Raw genomic sequence first — 15,601 nt, forward strand, 5'->3', positions numbered from 1 at the left:
GCCATGAAGCGTTTATCTCTCTTGCTCTGCGGCCTGGCCTGCCTGGGAGCGCAACCGGTTCTGGCCGACAACGGCCGTTTGATCGCCACGGGCGGGGCCAGCAGCCTCGAAGGCCCGGCGGGCGGCGGGATCACGCCCTGGGCGGTGCTGACCGGCTATGGCGAGCAGAACGAGTGGAGCGCCACCGCGTTCGCCACCACGGTCAATCTCCCGGATTATCGGCTCGATGTGGCCGGGGTCGCGTCGTCCTACGACAACCGCGTGGAGGTTTCCTTTGCCCGCCAGCGCTTCGACCTCGGGTCGCTGGTCAGCAAGCTGAGCCTGCCGGAAGATCATCTGGGGCAGGACATCCTTGGCCTTAAGGTGCGCCTGTTCGGTGATGTGATCTACGACCGCTTGCCCCAGGTGTCCCTGGGGCTTGAGTACAAGCACCAGACCAACTTCGAGATTCCGCAACTGGTGGGCGCCAAGCGTGACCAGGATGTGGAGGGCTACCTGGCCGTCAGCCGCCTGTTCATGGGCGCGGCCTTCGGTTACAACCTGCTGGTCAACGGCGGCGTGCGCTACAGTCGGGCCAACGAGCTGGGGCTGATGGGCTTCGGCGGCGATCGGCGCGATACCCGCAGCCTGCTCAAGGAAGGCTCGGTGGCGGTGCTGTTCAACCCGCGCTGGGCCATGGGCGTGGAGTATCGGCAGAAGCCGGACAACCTGTCGTTTTCCGGTGAGAGCGATTGGGCTGACCTGTTTATCGGCTACTTCCCCAACAAGCATGTGTCCTTTGTCCTGGCTTACGCCAAGCTCGGAGAAATCGCGACCCTGGATAACCAGAACGGCACCTATCTGTCCGTGCAGGGGAGTTTCTGATGCGTGGCCTGAAACTGCTGCTGGTGGTTCTGCTGCTGGCCGGTTGTGCCCAGCAGCCACCCAAGGATGACAGCCTCTATCGTGACCTGGGCGAGCGGGCGGGGATTACCCGGATTGTCGAGGGCATGCTGTTGAACATTGCCCACGATCCGCGGATCGTCGAGCGTTTTCGCAAGATCGATATCCAGCGTTTGCGGGACAAGTTGGTCGAGCAGTTCTGCGTCGAGGCGGGTGGGCCCTGCGTGTACACCGGCGACACCATGGCCGAGAGCCACAAGGGTCAGAACGTCAGCCGCAGCGATTTTAATGCGCTGGTGGAAGACCTGATTGCGGCGATGGATACCCAGGGCATTCCGGTGCCGGTGCAGAATCGTTTGATTGCCCGGCTGGCGCCGATGCGGGGTGAGGTTATTCAGCATTAGGTTGAATAACGCCTGTAAGCGTTTGCCTGGGGGTTTGCATAACGGCTACTGGCCTCTTCGCGGGCAAGCCCTGCTCCTACAAATTTGTGTCGTGCGCAAAACCTGTGATCGACGCAAAACTGTAGGAGCAGGGCTTGCCCGCGAATGCGTCGGCCCAGGCACCACAAAACCTAGAGGTGTTCTCCTCCGCGCTCATTCAACGCCGAATCCACCAACGCCTTCGCCAACTCGATCAGGTGCACCACGCCCAGCACCACCTTGCGATTGGCGCCGCTCAGGTTTTCCACGGATTCATAGGCCGTCGCCGCTGCCGACTCCAGCAGCTCATAGGCGGCGGTCAGCGACTCTTCCGAGCGCACATCGGTGCGGATCCGGTACAGGCTCTCCGGCAGTTTGTAAGGCTCAGGCGGTTCAAGCGGCGGCAGGTTGTAATGGGCGAATATCCGGTCGCTGGTCTTGTCGTGCTTGTACAGCGGGTTGACGGGTGGATCGGGGGTAATCTTCGACATTGATTTAGCTCTCTCAACGTAGGTTGAGCTGCTACCGCGTCGCTACTAAACGATTGGAGGGTGGCAGCTGTACGCAGGTTAGTAGGCCGGCGAGCTAAGGAACCGGTGCACCCGAAGGCGCCCTGCGCACAGCCACCATAATGTTCAGGCAATAAAAGGACCTGACAGCACGATGACACCATGCGCCTAAAGCTCACGCGGGCTACTAAACCCGATCACTGAATTGGCAGTGACGAACGAAGACTAGCCACGTGTTTTGGCAGGCGCAAGCGGTCAGGATTTTCTAGGAAACTTCATACGAATGAAAGAGCAAAGTCGCATTCGGGGTTGATCCATCAAGCCTTCCAGGGACCGCTAACGCGCCGCACCAGCCTCATCAGTCGGTAGCGCTTTTCCAAAACACCTGCGAGCGGGTCTGCCGTTGGTCAGGACTGTCATTTCTGACAGTAGAGCCTTATCTCGCGTTCTTCTAGGGTCATGCTCAAAGGCACTGTGTTGTATCGAGTGCTCGACCGACGGGGATCTTTGGGATCGCAGAGGTTGCGAGAGTCAGGAACCAAGCTCATGAGCGATGACAGGGTTTGGACGCCAGGCTGGAGCGGGATTGTCCTGAAGGGCGTTGCGCTTCTGGGCTGGGTGACATTGGGCATCCAGTTCTACCAGAACTGTCAGGATGCGGGGAGCCTGTTGGGTGGACTGGATGACTTCTTCAGTTATCTCACGGTGCTTATCAATATCCTGGCGGCGCTGGTGTTGACCTGCGTGGCAACCTCGGGAGATTCGACCCTGCGGCGTTTCTTTCTCCAGCCCTCGGTTCAAGGGGGCGCGGCGGTCGGCATGATTCTGGTCGCCCTGGCGTACAACCTGCTGTTGCGAGTTCCGTCGAGTTTTCAAGAGTTCCAGTGGGTCCCCGATGAGTTGATGCACGACGTGATGCCGATACTGTTTTTGCTCTATTGGTGGTTCTGTGCGCCAAGGGGTCGCTTGTTATGGCGGGATGCGCTGCCGTGGCTGATCTATCTGCTGGTCTACTGCGTTTACCTTCTGGTGCGCGGATACCTGATTGGTGCCTACCCTTATGACTTCATCGATGTGGGGGAGCTGGGTTATCCCCGGATGTTTATCAATGCCGGGCTGGTGGTGTTGGTATTCGTGCTGCTGTCGGTGCTGCTGATAGCCGTGGATCGCTGGCGAGGCCAGCGTTGAACGACGATGACCGCTGGTCAGGACTGTCATTTCTGACAGTAGAGCCTTGTCCCGCTTTCTTCTAGGGTCTTGCTCAATAGACAGCCTGTTTATAAGCGTCCAATCGATTGGGGCTTTGCCGTCGCAGGTGCCGCGTAGCCAGGAGATAGGTTATGAGCAACGAAATGGTGTTAACGCAGAGCACGGGGGGCATTGCCGTGAAAATCGCGGCACTGCTGGGATGGTTTGCATTGGCCCTCCAGCTCTATCTAATCCTGATGTCGCGCTGGCAGGGCGACAAAAGCCTGTTGGGCGGTGTGGATATCTTTTTCAGCTATTTCACGGTGCTGACCAATATCCTGGTGGCGATCGTGCTGACCTGCGCGGCCACATCAGGGGATTCGCCGTTTCGGCGGTTCTTTCTCAACCCCAAGGTCCAGGGCGGTGTGACCGCCGCCATCGTGCTGGTCGGGCTGGCGTACAACCTGTTGTTGCGCCATACGTGGAACCCCCAGGGCCTGCAGTGGGTGGCCGATGAGTTGCTGCACGACGTGATGCCGGTGCTGTTTGTGATCTATTGGTGGTTCTGCGTGCCCAAGGGCACCCTGCAATGGCGGGATTTCTGGCCGTGGCTGATCTATCCGGCGGTCTACTTCGTTTACGCCCTGGTGCGTGGCTACTTTGTCGGCTCCTATCCCTATCCTTTTATCGACGTGGATCAGTTGGGTTATCCACAGGTGTTTATCAATGCTGTGATGGTGCTGGTGGCGTTTGTGGTGATATCGCTGGTGGTGATTGCCGTGGATCGCTGGAAAGGCAATCGCTGATCCTGCACACGAGGCGGGTAAAAAAGACGGCCACCGAGAGGCGGCCGTCTTGTTCACAGGCACCGCCTTCGCAAGGAAGGTCAGAACGTGGTCCGCAACCCGAACTCGACACTGCTTCCCGGCGCCGGGGCGATATCCCGCAGGATCGAACTGGCGTAGCGCACGGTCTGGTTGGTCAGGTTGTCGCCCTTGACGAAGGCCAGCCACTGGCTGCTGCAGATGTCGAAGTGATAACTGGCTCTGGCACCGAACGTGGTGTACCCCGAGGCCCCGGTTTCGTTGGCCAGCACTCGTCCCTGTCCCGTCGCATGCTCGACATCGATCCGCGCCTGCCAGCGATCCAGTTCCCACAGCAGGCCGCTGTTCAGGCGCAACGGGGCGATCCGTGGCAGCGCTTCGCCGGTGTCGAGGTTGGTGGTTCGGGTGTAGTCCCCGGACAGTTCCAAGGCAAATTTGCCGTAGGTGCTTTCGCCAAGGCAGGTTGGCATCGCCCAGTTCACCGGTGCCGATCGCCACGTGGGCACCTTTGGCGTACAGCTCGTAGAGTCAGGAAAACAAAACCCCAGGTGTTTCCGATTGCAGCGCTAGACTTGAAGCAGGAGGCGTTCTTGCGTTTGATCGCCAGCAAGCTGGCTCCTACAGGACTGTCGCTCGAGCGCAATTCGCGTGCTACATCAGAGTGGTCTTACAGTCATTTCAGATACGGGACGCCTTGTCTTCGCCCGTGGCTCTTCCCCCCGCCCCAAGGCTCGGCTAAGGTGCGCGGCTTCTTCCATTTCCTGACCTGAAGGCCTGGCATGACGGCATCGAACAACAACCCTTTGCACGGCGTGACCCTGGAGCAGATCCTCACGGCCCTGGTGACCCATTACGAATGGGAAGGGTTGGCGCAACGCATCGATATCCGTTGCTTCAAGAGTGACCCGAGCATCAAGTCGAGCCTGACGTTCCTGCGCAAGACCCCCTGGGCGCGGGAGAAGGTCGAGGCTCTCTATATCAAGCTGGCGCGTACCAAGCGCGAGCTGTGAATACGGAAAGCGCAGCGATGCATGGCGCAGTGCAAACCTCGGGCGGTTTGCGTCGGCTGCTGTTGCTGGGCGCGGCGTTCCTGGGCTGGGGCGGACTGGCGATCCAGCTCTATCTGCTGCTGATTTTTCGCTGGCAGGTGGAGGCCAGCCTGATCGGCGGGGTGGTGACCTTCTTCAGTTTTTTCACCGTGCTGACCAATACCCTGGCGGCGACGGTGCTGACCTGTGCGGTGACTTCGCGGGATTCAGCGGGCAGGCGCTGGTTTCTCAAACCGGCGGTGCAGACGGGGGTGACGGCGAGCATCGTGGTGGTCGGGCTGGCCTACAACCTGTTGTTGCGCCATCTGTGGCATCCCCAGGGGTTTCAGTGGTTGGCCGATGAGTTGATGCACGACGTGATGCCGGTGCTGTTTGTGGTCTATTGGTGGTGTTGCGTGAGGAAGGGCACTTTGCGGTTGTGGGATGGAGTGCCCTGGGCGATCTATCCCGTGGTCTATTTCGCTTATGTGCTGCTGCGCGGGCATCTGATCGGGGTGTACCCGTATCCCTTTTTTGATGTGGATAAGTTGGGTTATCCACAGGTGTTTATCAATGCCGGGCAGATTCTGCTGGGTTTTTTGTTGGTGTCGGGGGTGTTGATCGGGGTGGATCGGTGGCGGGGTGGCAGGTAGAGCTGTGGTGTCCGGGTTGACGCCTTCGCGGGCAAGCCCTGCTCCTACAGTTTCGCGGCGTCCGCTGACCTTGTGTACGACACAACCCTGTAGGAGCAGGGCTTGCCCGCGAAGAGGCCCTCCCTAGCGACGAATTACTCCTCGGCGCTGTCGTCCAGTTTCCAGTAGCCGACCGCCTTGAGGAATTCCTCGTTCAAACCATGGCTGCCCAGTAGCACCTTGCGGATCTTGCGCGACAGCGCCGCTTCGGTCGCCACCCAGGCATACAGGCTGCCTTCGGGGATATTCAGCTGTTCGACGGTGCGCAGCAGATCCTGCTCCGGCGCATCGCGTCGTACCCAGGTCACCTCGACCTGTGCCGGGCTCTGCAGCACCTGCTGTTCCCCGGCATTCTCCACCTCGATCACCACCCGAGCCCGTCGATTGGCCGCCAGCCCTTCCAGGCGCCGAGCAATGGCTGGCAACGCGGTTTCATCGCCGATCAGCAGGTAGCTGTCGAAGATATCCGGGACCACCATCGAACCCCGAGGGCCGCCGATATTGAGGAACTGACCGGGCGCCGCCTGGGCCGCCCAGGTCGCGGCGGGGCCGTCGCCGTGCAGCACGAAGTCGATATCCAGTTCGCCGCTTTCCAGGTCATAACGCCGTGGGGTGTAGTCACGCATGGCCGGCATCGGGCCGTTGTCCTTGGCCCCCAGCACCATCGTTTCCAGCGCGGCCTGTTCGGCGGCGTTCTGTGGGAAAAACACCTTTACATGGTCGTCCGTGCCCAGGCTGATAAAACCCGCCAGCTCCGGCCCGCCCAGGGTGATGCGGCGCATGCGCGGGGTGAGGTCGACGACCCGCAACACTTCCAGGCGGCGTCGTTTGATCTCGTGCATGACACGGTGAATCCCTTGTTGATTGACTGCATTCATTCCGGTTTCTCCGAGCAGGATGGAGCGGATGCTGGCCCATCGACGATGGCCTTGGCGGTGTTGTTCAGCAGGTCGCGAACCCGAAGGATTTCTTCCGGGCTCCAGCGACCGTTGTGCAGTTGCAGGGCGTGGCGCAGGTTGTGCACCGCCTCGTGGATTTCCAGCGGCCGTTCATGGCCGCGCAGCGAACGCTTGCTGACATCGATGCGCATGCGTACGCCATCGAGGGCCACGGCCTGTTCGATCAGGGACTGACGTCCGGCGTCGGTCACGCTGTAGCTCTTTTTCCCGGCAGCCGCGTCGCCGAGGATCATTTCGCTTTCTTCGAGGAAGGTCAGGGTCGGGTAGATCACGCCGGGGCTCGGGCTGTAGGCACCGTCGAACATGCCTTCGATCTGGCGGATCAGGTCGTAGCCGTGGCACGGCTGTTCGGCAATCAACGCCAGCAGCAACAGCTTCAGGTCGCCGGGGGCGAAGACCCGGGGGCCGCGGCCGCCGCGTTCGCGACCGGGGCGACGTTCGAAACCGTCATGGCCATCGCCGAATTCCCGGGGATGGTGACGATGGTGGGGATGTTCCTCTCTCATTTCTCTTTCTCCTGTCTAGTTAAGATATACCTTAAGATATATCTTAAACGCTCGGCAAGAAAAAGTGACGAACGGACGCGCGGCCCGTTTGTGCTTATACGTCTCTCAGGGGGTGCTTGTGTTTTCTGTGTCGACTTGGAGTTTTTCCCTACGCCAATTGGAGAAAAGCACTCTAAGCAAGGCTGGAACAGCTCTTTACCATGCCGTCTTGTGTCAAAAAGGCGGGATTTATCATGCCCAGTTTCTTGTTCGGCGCGCTGCTGTGGGTGTCACCGGGCCTGTTCCTGTCGGCTCACGCCACCCTCGATGTGGCGAAACCTGTTTCATCGGCCAAGGTCCTGAAGGGGCTGCGGCCCAAGGCCGCGCCAGCGCCCATCGACAATGTCGTGGGCCGTGCCCATGAGTTGATCGGCACGCCCTATCGGTGGGGCGGGATGTCGGTCAACGGCTTTGATTGCAGCGGCTTGCTGGTCTATCTGTTTCAGCAGGAAGCCGATATCAAGCTGCCGCGCACCACCGTTGCCATGCGCCGCTCCAACGCCAAGACCATCGAACGGAAAAACCTCAAGCCCGGCGATGCGGTGTTCTTCCGGCGCAATGGGCAGAACACCGTCAATCATGTCGGGCTCTATATTGGCGGAGACAAATTCATTCACTCGCCGCGCAGCGGCAAGACGGTACGCATCGATTCGCTGAGCAATAGCTACTGGAAAAAGAGCTACACCCTCGCCAAGCGATTTCACACGACCCGCTGAGGTTTTTCTCCTGTCGTCAGGGCGTTTGCGCGACCTTCTGTGCGGTGCACAAGGTGTTGCTGCCCGGTTGCAGGTAAGGCGTCAGGATCGGCGCCATGCCCTTGAGCACCTGTACCGGCAACGCCGAGGTGAACTTGAACGACTCGGCCGAGCGCCCCGGCACGAACGCGGTCAGGGTGCCGAAGTGATGATCGCCGATGTAGAACACAAAGGTCGCCGTGCGGTTGATCGACTTCGAACTCAAGACCCGCCCGCCGGCACCGATGGCTTCGATGCGGTTGTCGCCGGTACCGGTTTTCCCACCCATGGCCAGCGGTGTGCCGTCCGGCTGTTTGAAGCTGCCGGAAACCCGTCGTGCGGTGCCCGCATCCACCACTTGTGACAAGGCTTCGCGCAGGGCCGTGGCGACCTCTGACGGCATCACCCGTTTGCCTTTGTCCGGGTCGTTGACCAGGCGGGTTTCGTAAGGTGTACCGGCGGCGAAGTGCAGGCTGTCGATACGCAGGGTCGGCATGCGCACGCCGTCGTTGAGGATGATCCCCACCAGTTCGGCCAGCGCCGCCGGACGGTCGCCGGAACTGCCGATGGCGGTGGCCAGCGACGGTACCAGGTGATCGAAGGGGTAGCCGACCTGTTGCCAGCGCTGATGGATATCGAGGAAGGCTTCGATCTCCAGCATCACCCGGATCCGGCTGTCGCGGGCACTCTTGTGCTTGCTCTTGAACAGCCAGCCATAGACTTCCTGGCGTTCGAATTCGCTGGCGGCCACCACCTGGCTGAAGTGCGCCTGGGGGTTATTCAACAGGTAGCCGAGCAACCACAGGTCCAGCGGGTGAACCTTGGCGATAAAGCCTTGGTCGGGCAGGTCGAAGGTGCCGGGGCCGTAGGTCTTGTAGAGTTTGGCCAGGCGTTCGTCGGTGACTTTCTCGGTTTTCAGGTGGGCCCGGACAAAGGTATTGAAAACCGCTTGCGGAGCGTTCGGCAGCAGGTAGCGATGCACGGCGGCGAGGCGAATCGGCGTCGGGTGCATGCCGTCGAGGAAGGTGTCCAGGCGCTCCTGGGACGTCTTGTTCTGGTACTTCTTCCAAAAGCGCAGCATAAAGGCCGTGCCCTCGCGGTCGGCAAAGCGCGCCAGGTATTCCTGGCGACGTGGCTCGTTGTCGTCCTTGAGCAATTCGGCGCTGTTGTTCGGGCCCTGGTAGGTGCTGTAGCGCACCAGGTCGCGCATCAGGCGGATAAACGGCAGGTTGATCGACTCGCGCAGGGCTTCGCGCAAGGTCGGGCTGCGGCCGTTGTCTTCCTTGCGGAAGTTATGGAAGTGATGCAAACCGCCGCCGGTGAAGAAGCTTTCGCCGGGGTTGGCCGAGTATTGCCGGCTGAGGGCCGCGTCGAGCATTTTCGGCAAGGAGCGATCGCTGTTTTGCGCCAGGTAGTCCACCGCCCAGAGGGTGATCGGGTCCTGGGCGTCATTCGCCACTTTTTTCAGTTCGGCGGGTGACTGGTTGCCATAACGGTCGTGCAGTTCGGAAATGATCTGCAGGTAGCTGGTCAGCACCCTCAGTTTCGCGGTGGAGCCCAGTTCGAGCTTGCTGCCTTCGTTGATGTCGAAGGGCTGGTCGGTGCTGTCGGTCTGCACTCGCACCCGCGCGCTGTCGGGGGTGAGTTCGAAGAGGGTGAAGCTGTAGCGCACCTGTTGCGTGCTGGTGGGGGTCAGCAGGTGTTCGCCCAACAGTCCCAGGGACTTGGCGAACTCAGGGTCGGCCAGGCGCTTGAGGTAGTCGCTGGCCTGGCTTTGCAGGTCCGATTGCAAGGTGCTGGTGGCCGAGAGATCAAGGCGGTCGAGGTCGTAGAGTGGGCGGTCGAGCATGGCCGACAGGCGGCTGCGGGCCACGCTGATGCCCTTGTTCGACTCCACCGGCTGGATCGTCGGTTCCTGCTGCCAGTCGCGATAGGTCACTTTACTGGCCAGCGCGGCGGCCGCCAGGGGACCGTCGATCACCGCGTTCTGGGCCAGCAGGCGGATATGGCTGTCGGTCAGTTCGGCCAATTCGTCGCGGCCGCGGGCCAGGTAATGGGAGGGCCGGCGTTGGGCAATCATCAGCGACAGCACTTCACGCAGGGCCAGGCCGCGTTGGGACAGGCTCAGGGGATCGCTGGCCACGCTGTTCAGGCGGGCGTTGACCTGGGCGAAATCCGCGCCGTACCAGACCCGCAAGCCTTCCGCCATGCCATGCACTTCGCCATGCCCGGGCACGGCGGACAACGGCACGCTGTTGAGGTAGTCGCGGACCACATCCTTGCGCGCTTCCAGGGTTTGCGGCCCGCCCTGGTAGGCGCGCACGCTGGCGGAAATCATCTGGCGGATTTTTTCACCGCCGGAGAGGGTCAGGCCGTCCGGCGAGTGCCGGTATTTTTCCAATTGGGTCGCCAGGGTGCTGCCGCCGGCGGTCTGGCCGCCCATGTGCAGGACCTTGGCAATCTGCGACAGCACCGCCTTGCCGAAGCGTGGCCAGTCAACGGCGGGGTTGGCCTGGGGCTGCTTCGGGTCGAGCAGGTCACGGTTCTCGATAAACAGCAGGCTATTGACCACCAACGGCGGAATGGCTTCGAAGCTGGCATAGAGTTGTTGTGGGTAGTCGTAATGGTAGACATCGCCCCCGCGGCAATCGGTGATCGAGAGTCCGGCCTGGATTTTCTCCTTGTATGGTACGAAAAAGCCTTCCTGGCTGTAGTCCAGCAGTGCCGGGGAGAAGCGGGCCTGGGCCTCGATCCGATAATTGCGTTTCAACAGGCGCGGCAGGAATTCACCGAGGGCGCTGTAGCCCAGACGCTTGTCGAAAGGCCCGTCGCCGGGATAGAGAATCGAGTCACTGGGCCCGGGCTCCAGCGAATAACCGAGGTCGGCGGCGAGACGGCTGAACTCCCGTGCCTGGATCTTGGAGCTGCGCATTTCCCGCGAGGCGGCAAACCCCAGCAATCCCAGGGCAATCAGCAGCACGAGCCAGAACAGCCGCCACCACAGCCTGCGCTTACGCGGTTTTTTCGGTAAAGGCGCTTCATCCTCCCTGTTGGCTGGCGCCACAGTGTTGCTCGAATCGGATTGCCATAAAGCGCCCATAGTCGATTCATCCATTCACGCAGATTGATCGCACTTGCCTGAAGCTTAGACGCTGCTTGGAGGCGGCGAAAAATATGTGAAGTGGGTCAGGTTTTTCTGGCAGGTCATCAGGGGGGCATGGCTGCTGTAATGACGAATGATTCGTATCAGGCGATCGCTACTGGCGCGGGCCGGCCCAGGCGCTTGTTGAGGTCCAGCCATCCCGCCAGCGCCGCCATCAACGCCACGCCCAGCAGTGCACTGAATACCCGCACCGGCCAGCCATCCCCAGCCTGGGCATTGAGCATGTCCGCCAGCGGCGCCAGCAGCACGCCAAAGCAGAACACCTCCAGCGAGTAACGGCCCATCCGGCAACTCTGCCGGGGCAGCCAGTGATTCAGCCAGCGTCCATTGGGCAACAGCTTCGAGACCACATAGGCCAGCGCCAGGAAATGCAGGAGGCGCGCCGGCGACAGATTGGTCTTGCTGATCGGGTAGAGCCACTCGCCCAACAGCTTGGGCATGAAGGCTTCGTGTATCTGCGGCCATTTCCATGACAAGGCGATCACCGCGCAGGCCAGCAGATAGGCCGCCGAGGTGACGAACAACGGCTGCCGCGACAGCGGGCGGAGTTCCGGGCGCTTTTCCCGCTGTCCATGGATCGCCGCCGCGCCACCGAGCACGAACAGCAGCTGCCAGGCCATGGGGTTGAAGAACCACACGCCACCCTCCTGGGCGGCCAGGTTCCACTGGAACCAGGGCGCCAGCAGGTACAGCAGCACCGACACCCCGACCACGTATTCGGCTTTGCGCAGCAGCATCGGCAGGATCAGCGGCAGGCCGAGCAGCAACAGGATATACAGCGGCAGGGGGTCCATCAGGTTGGGTTTGAAGCGCAGTAGCAGTTCGTCCACCAGCGCCTGTTGTGGGTGTGTGAGGAAGTACTGCAAGCCCATTTCCTGCACCAGGTCACGGGTTTCCACCTGGCTGTTGGCAAAGAACACGATGCCCATCAGCAACGCCAGCAGGAAGATATGCACCACATAAAGCACCCAGGCCCGGCGCAGGATGCGCACGCTGGCCACCAGAAAACCGTCGCGGCGGGCGATCTTGCCGTAGGCCAGTATCGCGGCGTAACCGGCGAGAAAGACAAAGATCTCCGCCGCGTCGCTGAAACCGAAATTGCGCACGGTGAGATTGGCGAGAGGGTTCTGCGGCACGTGATCCCAGAAAATGAAGATCAGCGCCAACCCGCGGAAAAAGTCGATGCGATGATCGCGTCCATTGGACATCACGGGAAAACTCTTGGGCGAATGTTGAATAGGGCTGTTATTGCTGTAAGAAATTGCATGCGCACAGCGGCGGCGTGCAGGTTGGCGTGAGTCGGAGGGAATTGCAAAGGCGGGGGTATTACTGAATGTCACAATTTTGTGTCGAGGGTTGCCTGCCAGCAGAGCTGTTTTTCAGACAGGCAGAGCAGGCGGGAAGGAGCTTCCTCATGCCGCTTCTTGGCGTCCATGTTTTCCTGGCAACGGATATCCACGGGGCAGGAACTTGACACTAGAGTGTCCCGACAGACCTGCCTACTGTCAGAAATAACAGGTGTGTACGGGTCGGAAGTGGCGGCGCAGTGCTCAGGCCATAAGGGGACTCGCTTGTACCTGTGATTTCTGACAGTAGACAGACCTGTTGAGGCGGCCTAGTGTTGAACTATCACCACGCTGGCGTTTCGTTGTACGTGGAAGCGCCCCTCGGCTCTTATCGGGCGGGTATTTCTTTCCGGCTGCGGAATCAAGGACATGGCCGTGTGTGTGTTGCCCAAGCATTTTTCGATCTACGTTTATATTGGCGTTCTTAATACGTTGATCCACTGGGGCGTCTTCCTGACGCTGCACAGCGTCCTGTCGGTTGGTCAGCTTGTCAGTAATGTCTGTGCCTTTGCCGTGGCAACGACCTTCTCCTTTTATGCCAACTCGCGATATAACTTCAAGCGCGCTGCATCCTGGGCGCGCTATCTGTCGTTTATCGGTTTCATGGCTTTTTTGAGTCTGGCAATCGGCTGGCTTGGGGATGAGTTGGCCATGCCTGGCATCGTGACATTGTTCCTCTTTTCAGGCGTCAGCTTGGTGGTGGGCTACTTTTATGCCTGCTACGTGGTCTTTCGGAGCACGCCGACGTGAAAGTTTCCTTGGTGGTTCCGCTGTTCAATGAAGAGCAGACCATTGAGCTTTTTTACCAGACCGTCAGACAAGAGCCTGGATTGAATCATTACCAGGTCGAAATTGTTTTTATCAATGACGGCAGTTTAGATGCTACGGAAAACATCGCTCGTGCGTTGACACTGATGGATGACAATGTAGTGCTGGTCAATTTTTCACGAAACTTCGGTAAAGAGCCGGCGTTGTTCGCCGGCCTTGAGTTTGCCAGCGGTGAGGCGGTCATTCCCATCGATGTTGACCTGCAGGATCCGATCAAGGTCGTCCCCCTATTGCTCCAGGCCTGGCAAAACGGCGCTGATGTGGTGTTGGCCAAGCGCCGGGATCGTTCCAGTGACGGTTACCTGAAGCGTCACAGTGCCTCTCTCTTCTATCGTCTGCTCAAGCACATTGCCTACACCCACATTGAGGAAAATGTAGGTGACTTCCGCCTGATGGATCGTAAGGTGGTGGATGTCATCAAGGTTTTGCCGGAACAGCAGTTGTTCATGAAGGGCGTACTGTCGTGGGCCGGTTTCACGGTCGCCATTATTGAATACGACCGTGCATCCCGTGTCGGTGGCCGGAGCAAGTTCAATGCGTGGAAATTATGGAACCTGGCGCTCGAAGGGGTCACCTCGTTCAGTACCCTGCCGTTGCGCCTGTGGAGCTACATCGGCGGCGGGATCTCATTATTCGCGCTGCTGTATGCCGGGTACATGGTGATCGACAAACTACTCTTTGGTAACGAAGTACCAGGGTATCCATCACTGATGACGGCCATATTGTTTTTAGGCGGGATACAACTGATCGGAATCGGGATATTGGGCGAGTATGTGGGACGGATTTATATGGAGGCCAAGCATCGGCCCAGGTATGTGGTAAAGGACATTATTTCTACCCGACGGGAAAAATGACAGCCGTCGATCCGGGAGTGGGAGCGCAATGAGTGACGTCGCATCAACTGCCGTGACGGCCACGCGTTCACGCGCCATGGGGTGGTGGGTTGTCGCGATTATCGGCTTGTCGTCAGGGGTGCGCTTTTACTTGTTGACCCACGCCTCCATATGGTCTGACGAAGGTTTTAGCCTGGAGTTGATTGCCTATCCGCTGGCTGATATCTGGACGTTAAGCGGCCGCGATGTACATCCTCCGCTTTTTTATATGCTCCTGCATGGGCTGGTCGCACTGACCGACAGCAATGCGTTGATGTGGACGAGAGGTTTCAGTGCCGTGCTTGGCGTCGTCAACGTCGGGTTCGGCATTTGGCTGGTGCGGATGGTTTCAACACCGCGAGCGGCAATAACGGCGGGCTTGTTGCTGGCGTTGTTACCTATCGCGGTTCGCTACAGCCAGGATGTGCGCATGTATGCGCTGATGGGGGTCGAACTGACGGGCGCCACCCTTGCGCTGGTGTACTGGGTGCTCAAACCGCAAAAAAGCAGCTACCTGGTGATGTATGTTTTATTGATGGTGAGTGGACTTTATACCCATTATTTTTCGATTTTCTGCGCGTTTTCCCATTGGCTGTACCTGCTGTTGATCCGTCTGCCGGCTTATGGGCGGCATCGAGGCATAGAGAGGCCCCAGTGGTGGCTGGCGAACGGGGTGATTGTCCTGCTTTACTTGCCATGGTTGTCGAGTGTTTTTACCCAGTTGAACACCTTTGGCGTGGGTTGGATTCAGCCCGTTTCCGGTTATAGCCTGCCATCGGCGATATGGAAATTCTTGATCGTTAACGATGGGCGTGGTTGCAATTCGTTTATTTACTGGCTGGTACCGATCGTGTATGTGCTGACCGGAGCTATAGTGGTGTGGCAAGACCGCAGTCGGTACGCCGTGCAAACGCTGATTGTCATATGTGGTTTTTTAACGGTGATTGTCGTTTTTTTATTCTCTTTCTATATCCCTGTGTTTGTAGAGCGCTATTTGTTTTTTTCTGCGGTGATGATGCCTCTTCTTGTGGCGATAGCACTGGATAAGTTGCGTAATGGATGGGGGGTTGTCATCGCGGTGGGCGTATTGTCAGCGGTAGAGGTTTTTGGCTTGAGCCATGTTTATAGTCAACAGCATACAATGAACAACCCTTACCGGATGGCTGACGATAGGCTGGCTGAGCTGATGGAGGATTTTAACGTCCAGTCAATGAGTGGTGATGTATTGGTGGTGAGCGATGCCTATCTCTTTTACGCTGGGCATTTTTACAACGATAAACACCGGAAGCTGTTGTTGCACTTTTCGTCGTCATCAGGCCATCGGCCCATCGCGTCAGGCTTTTCTGCCCCGATGATGAAATATGGCGATGACACTTATGTTGAGTCTCTCGATCGTCTTGAAACGGCAACAGGTCGAGTATGGTGGCTGGACTACGCGTATAAAAAGCCGGGTGACGAGGTTGATCTTCCCCGTCGCTGGCATTCGATCACGCAAACAGTGATGGGCGATAATGTTCTGGGGTTGTATGAGATTTGTGGGAGTGTGCCAGGCGATAACCCCGTCAGGTGTGAATGAAGGCGCCTGGCTCTTGGCGGCCAGGCGCTTTTA

At 59.2% G+C, this 15,601-nt stretch carries 15 protein-coding genes and 1 pseudogene; 10 read left to right on the forward strand and 6 right to left on the reverse strand.

Features of this window, described 5'->3' with window-relative positions; all coding sequences use genetic code 11:
- Window positions 1-3 precede the first annotated feature (3 nt).
- Window positions 4-864, forward strand: a complete 861-nt coding sequence (locus tag M5C71_RS08120) for a DUF3034 family protein (RefSeq protein ID WP_103494378.1) — start codon at window positions 4-6, stop codon at window positions 862-864.
- Window positions 864-1,286, forward strand: coding sequence for a group 1 truncated hemoglobin (locus tag M5C71_RS08125; RefSeq protein ID WP_103494377.1), 423 nt, complete (start codon window positions 864-866; stop codon window positions 1,284-1,286). Before M5C71_RS08120 ends, M5C71_RS08125 begins: the two co-directional genes overlap by 1 nt.
- A 170-nt stretch (window positions 1,287-1,456) precedes the next feature.
- Here M5C71_RS08125 and M5C71_RS08130 read toward each other — a convergent pair whose 3' ends face one another.
- Window positions 1,457-1,795 (reverse strand): DUF3077 domain-containing protein, encoded by a 339-nt coding sequence (locus tag M5C71_RS08130; RefSeq protein WP_103494376.1) that lies wholly within the window; start codon window positions 1,793-1,795, stop codon window positions 1,457-1,459.
- Between the two features lie 564 nt (window positions 1,796-2,359).
- Here M5C71_RS08130 and M5C71_RS08135 point away from each other — a divergent pair.
- On the forward strand, window positions 2,360-3,001 hold the full coding sequence (locus M5C71_RS08135; RefSeq protein WP_248767600.1) for a Pr6Pr family membrane protein: 642 nt from the start codon (window positions 2,360-2,362) through the stop codon (window positions 2,999-3,001).
- A 152-nt stretch (window positions 3,002-3,153) separates the two neighbouring features.
- Window positions 3,154-3,807 (forward strand): Pr6Pr family membrane protein, encoded by a 654-nt coding sequence (locus tag M5C71_RS08140; RefSeq protein ID WP_103494374.1) that lies wholly within the window; start codon window positions 3,154-3,156, stop codon window positions 3,805-3,807.
- An 80-nt stretch (window positions 3,808-3,887) separates the two neighbouring features.
- Here the strand turns inward: M5C71_RS08140 and M5C71_RS08145 are convergent.
- Window positions 3,888-4,283: pseudogene (locus M5C71_RS08145) on the reverse strand (TonB-dependent receptor); the annotation flags it as partial.
- Between the two features lie 321 nt (window positions 4,284-4,604).
- On the opposite strand from M5C71_RS08145, the gene M5C71_RS08150 reads away from it, so the two are divergent.
- The gene (locus M5C71_RS08150; RefSeq protein ID WP_103494373.1) at window positions 4,605-4,835 is read left to right on the forward strand and encodes a VF530 family protein; all 231 of its coding nucleotides are present in this window, start codon (window positions 4,605-4,607) and stop codon (window positions 4,833-4,835) included.
- A 17-nt stretch (window positions 4,836-4,852) separates the two neighbouring features.
- Window positions 4,853-5,506: a Pr6Pr family membrane protein gene (locus M5C71_RS08155; RefSeq protein WP_103494372.1), complete on the forward strand. Its 654-nt coding sequence runs from the start codon at window positions 4,853-4,855 to the stop codon at window positions 5,504-5,506.
- Window positions 5,507-5,640: 134 nt separating this feature from the next.
- On the opposite strand, the gene M5C71_RS08160 is transcribed toward M5C71_RS08155, so the two are convergent.
- Window positions 5,641-6,423: a siderophore-interacting protein gene (locus tag M5C71_RS08160; protein WP_103498374.1), complete on the reverse strand. Its 783-nt coding sequence runs from the start codon at window positions 6,421-6,423 to the stop codon at window positions 5,641-5,643.
- The gene (locus tag M5C71_RS08165) at window positions 6,420-7,010 is read right to left on the reverse strand and encodes a PadR family transcriptional regulator (protein WP_103498373.1); all 591 of its coding nucleotides are present in this window, start codon (window positions 7,008-7,010) and stop codon (window positions 6,420-6,422) included. Before M5C71_RS08165 ends, M5C71_RS08160 begins: the two co-directional genes overlap by 4 nt.
- Before the next feature lie 233 nt (window positions 7,011-7,243).
- Between M5C71_RS08165 and M5C71_RS08170 the strand changes: the two genes are divergently transcribed.
- Window positions 7,244-7,765: a C40 family peptidase gene (locus M5C71_RS08170; RefSeq protein ID WP_103498372.1), complete on the forward strand. Its 522-nt coding sequence runs from the start codon at window positions 7,244-7,246 to the stop codon at window positions 7,763-7,765.
- A 16-nt stretch (window positions 7,766-7,781) separates the two neighbouring features.
- On the opposite strand, the gene M5C71_RS08175 is transcribed toward M5C71_RS08170, so the two are convergent.
- Both M5C71_RS08175 and M5C71_RS08180 read right to left on the reverse strand, forming a co-directional pair.
- Window positions 7,782-10,883, reverse strand: coding sequence for a transglycosylase domain-containing protein (locus M5C71_RS08175; protein ID WP_248767601.1), 3,102 nt, complete (start codon window positions 10,881-10,883; stop codon window positions 7,782-7,784).
- Between the two features lie 146 nt (window positions 10,884-11,029).
- Window positions 11,030-12,154: an OpgC domain-containing protein gene (locus tag M5C71_RS08180; RefSeq protein WP_103498370.1), complete on the reverse strand. Its 1,125-nt coding sequence runs from the start codon at window positions 12,152-12,154 to the stop codon at window positions 11,030-11,032.
- A gap of 507 nt (window positions 12,155-12,661) precedes the next feature.
- Between M5C71_RS08180 and M5C71_RS08185 the strand changes: the two genes are divergently transcribed.
- The 3 genes from M5C71_RS08185 to M5C71_RS08195 are packed head-to-tail and all read left to right on the forward strand — an operon-like array spanning window position 12,662 to window position 15,568.
- Entirely contained in the window at window positions 12,662-13,042 is a 381-nt protein-coding gene (locus M5C71_RS08185) for a GtrA family protein (protein ID WP_248767602.1), read from the forward strand.
- Window positions 13,039-13,974: a glycosyltransferase family 2 protein gene (locus M5C71_RS08190; RefSeq protein ID WP_248767603.1), complete on the forward strand. Its 936-nt coding sequence runs from the start codon at window positions 13,039-13,041 to the stop codon at window positions 13,972-13,974. Before M5C71_RS08185 ends, M5C71_RS08190 begins: the two co-directional genes overlap by 4 nt.
- A 28-nt stretch (window positions 13,975-14,002) precedes the next feature.
- Window positions 14,003-15,568: a glycosyltransferase family 39 protein gene (locus M5C71_RS08195; protein ID WP_103498367.1), complete on the forward strand. Its 1,566-nt coding sequence runs from the start codon at window positions 14,003-14,005 to the stop codon at window positions 15,566-15,568.
- Window positions 15,569-15,601: the final 33 nt, after the last annotated feature.

Source organism: Pseudomonas sp. MWU12-2345, from assembly GCF_023242385.1.
In the GTDB taxonomy this organism is placed as follows: domain Bacteria; phylum Pseudomonadota; class Gammaproteobacteria; order Pseudomonadales; family Pseudomonadaceae; genus Aquipseudomonas; species Aquipseudomonas gingeri_D.

Coding starts and splice junctions, on each gene's coding strand:
- M5C71_RS08120 (WP_103494378.1), top strand. CDS start 4: ATGAAGCGTTTATCTCTCTTGCTCTGCGGCCTGGCCTGCCTGGGAGCG.
- M5C71_RS08125 (WP_103494377.1), top strand. CDS start 864: ATGCGTGGCCTGAAACTGCTGCTGGTGGTTCTGCTGCTGGCCGGTTGT.
- M5C71_RS08130 (WP_103494376.1), bottom strand. CDS start 1,795: ATGTCGAAGATTACCCCCGATCCACCCGTCAACCCGCTGTACAAGCAC.
- M5C71_RS08135 (WP_248767600.1), top strand. CDS start 2,360: ATGAGCGATGACAGGGTTTGGACGCCAGGCTGGAGCGGGATTGTCCTG.
- M5C71_RS08140 (WP_103494374.1), top strand. CDS start 3,154: ATGAGCAACGAAATGGTGTTAACGCAGAGCACGGGGGGCATTGCCGTG.
- M5C71_RS08150 (WP_103494373.1), top strand. CDS start 4,605: ATGACGGCATCGAACAACAACCCTTTGCACGGCGTGACCCTGGAGCAG.
- M5C71_RS08155 (WP_103494372.1), top strand. CDS start 4,853: ATGCATGGCGCAGTGCAAACCTCGGGCGGTTTGCGTCGGCTGCTGTTG.
- M5C71_RS08160 (WP_103498374.1), bottom strand. CDS start 6,423: ATGAATGCAGTCAATCAACAAGGGATTCACCGTGTCATGCACGAGATC.
- M5C71_RS08165 (WP_103498373.1), bottom strand. CDS start 7,010: ATGAGAGAGGAACATCCCCACCATCGTCACCATCCCCGGGAATTCGGC.
- M5C71_RS08170 (WP_103498372.1), top strand. CDS start 7,244: ATGCCCAGTTTCTTGTTCGGCGCGCTGCTGTGGGTGTCACCGGGCCTG.
- M5C71_RS08175 (WP_248767601.1), bottom strand. CDS start 10,883: ATGGGCGCTTTATGGCAATCCGATTCGAGCAACACTGTGGCGCCAGCC.
- M5C71_RS08180 (WP_103498370.1), bottom strand. CDS start 12,154: ATGTCCAATGGACGCGATCATCGCATCGACTTTTTCCGCGGGTTGGCG.
- M5C71_RS08185 (WP_248767602.1), top strand. CDS start 12,662: ATGGCCGTGTGTGTGTTGCCCAAGCATTTTTCGATCTACGTTTATATT.
- M5C71_RS08195 (WP_103498367.1), top strand. CDS start 14,003: ATGAGTGACGTCGCATCAACTGCCGTGACGGCCACGCGTTCACGCGCC.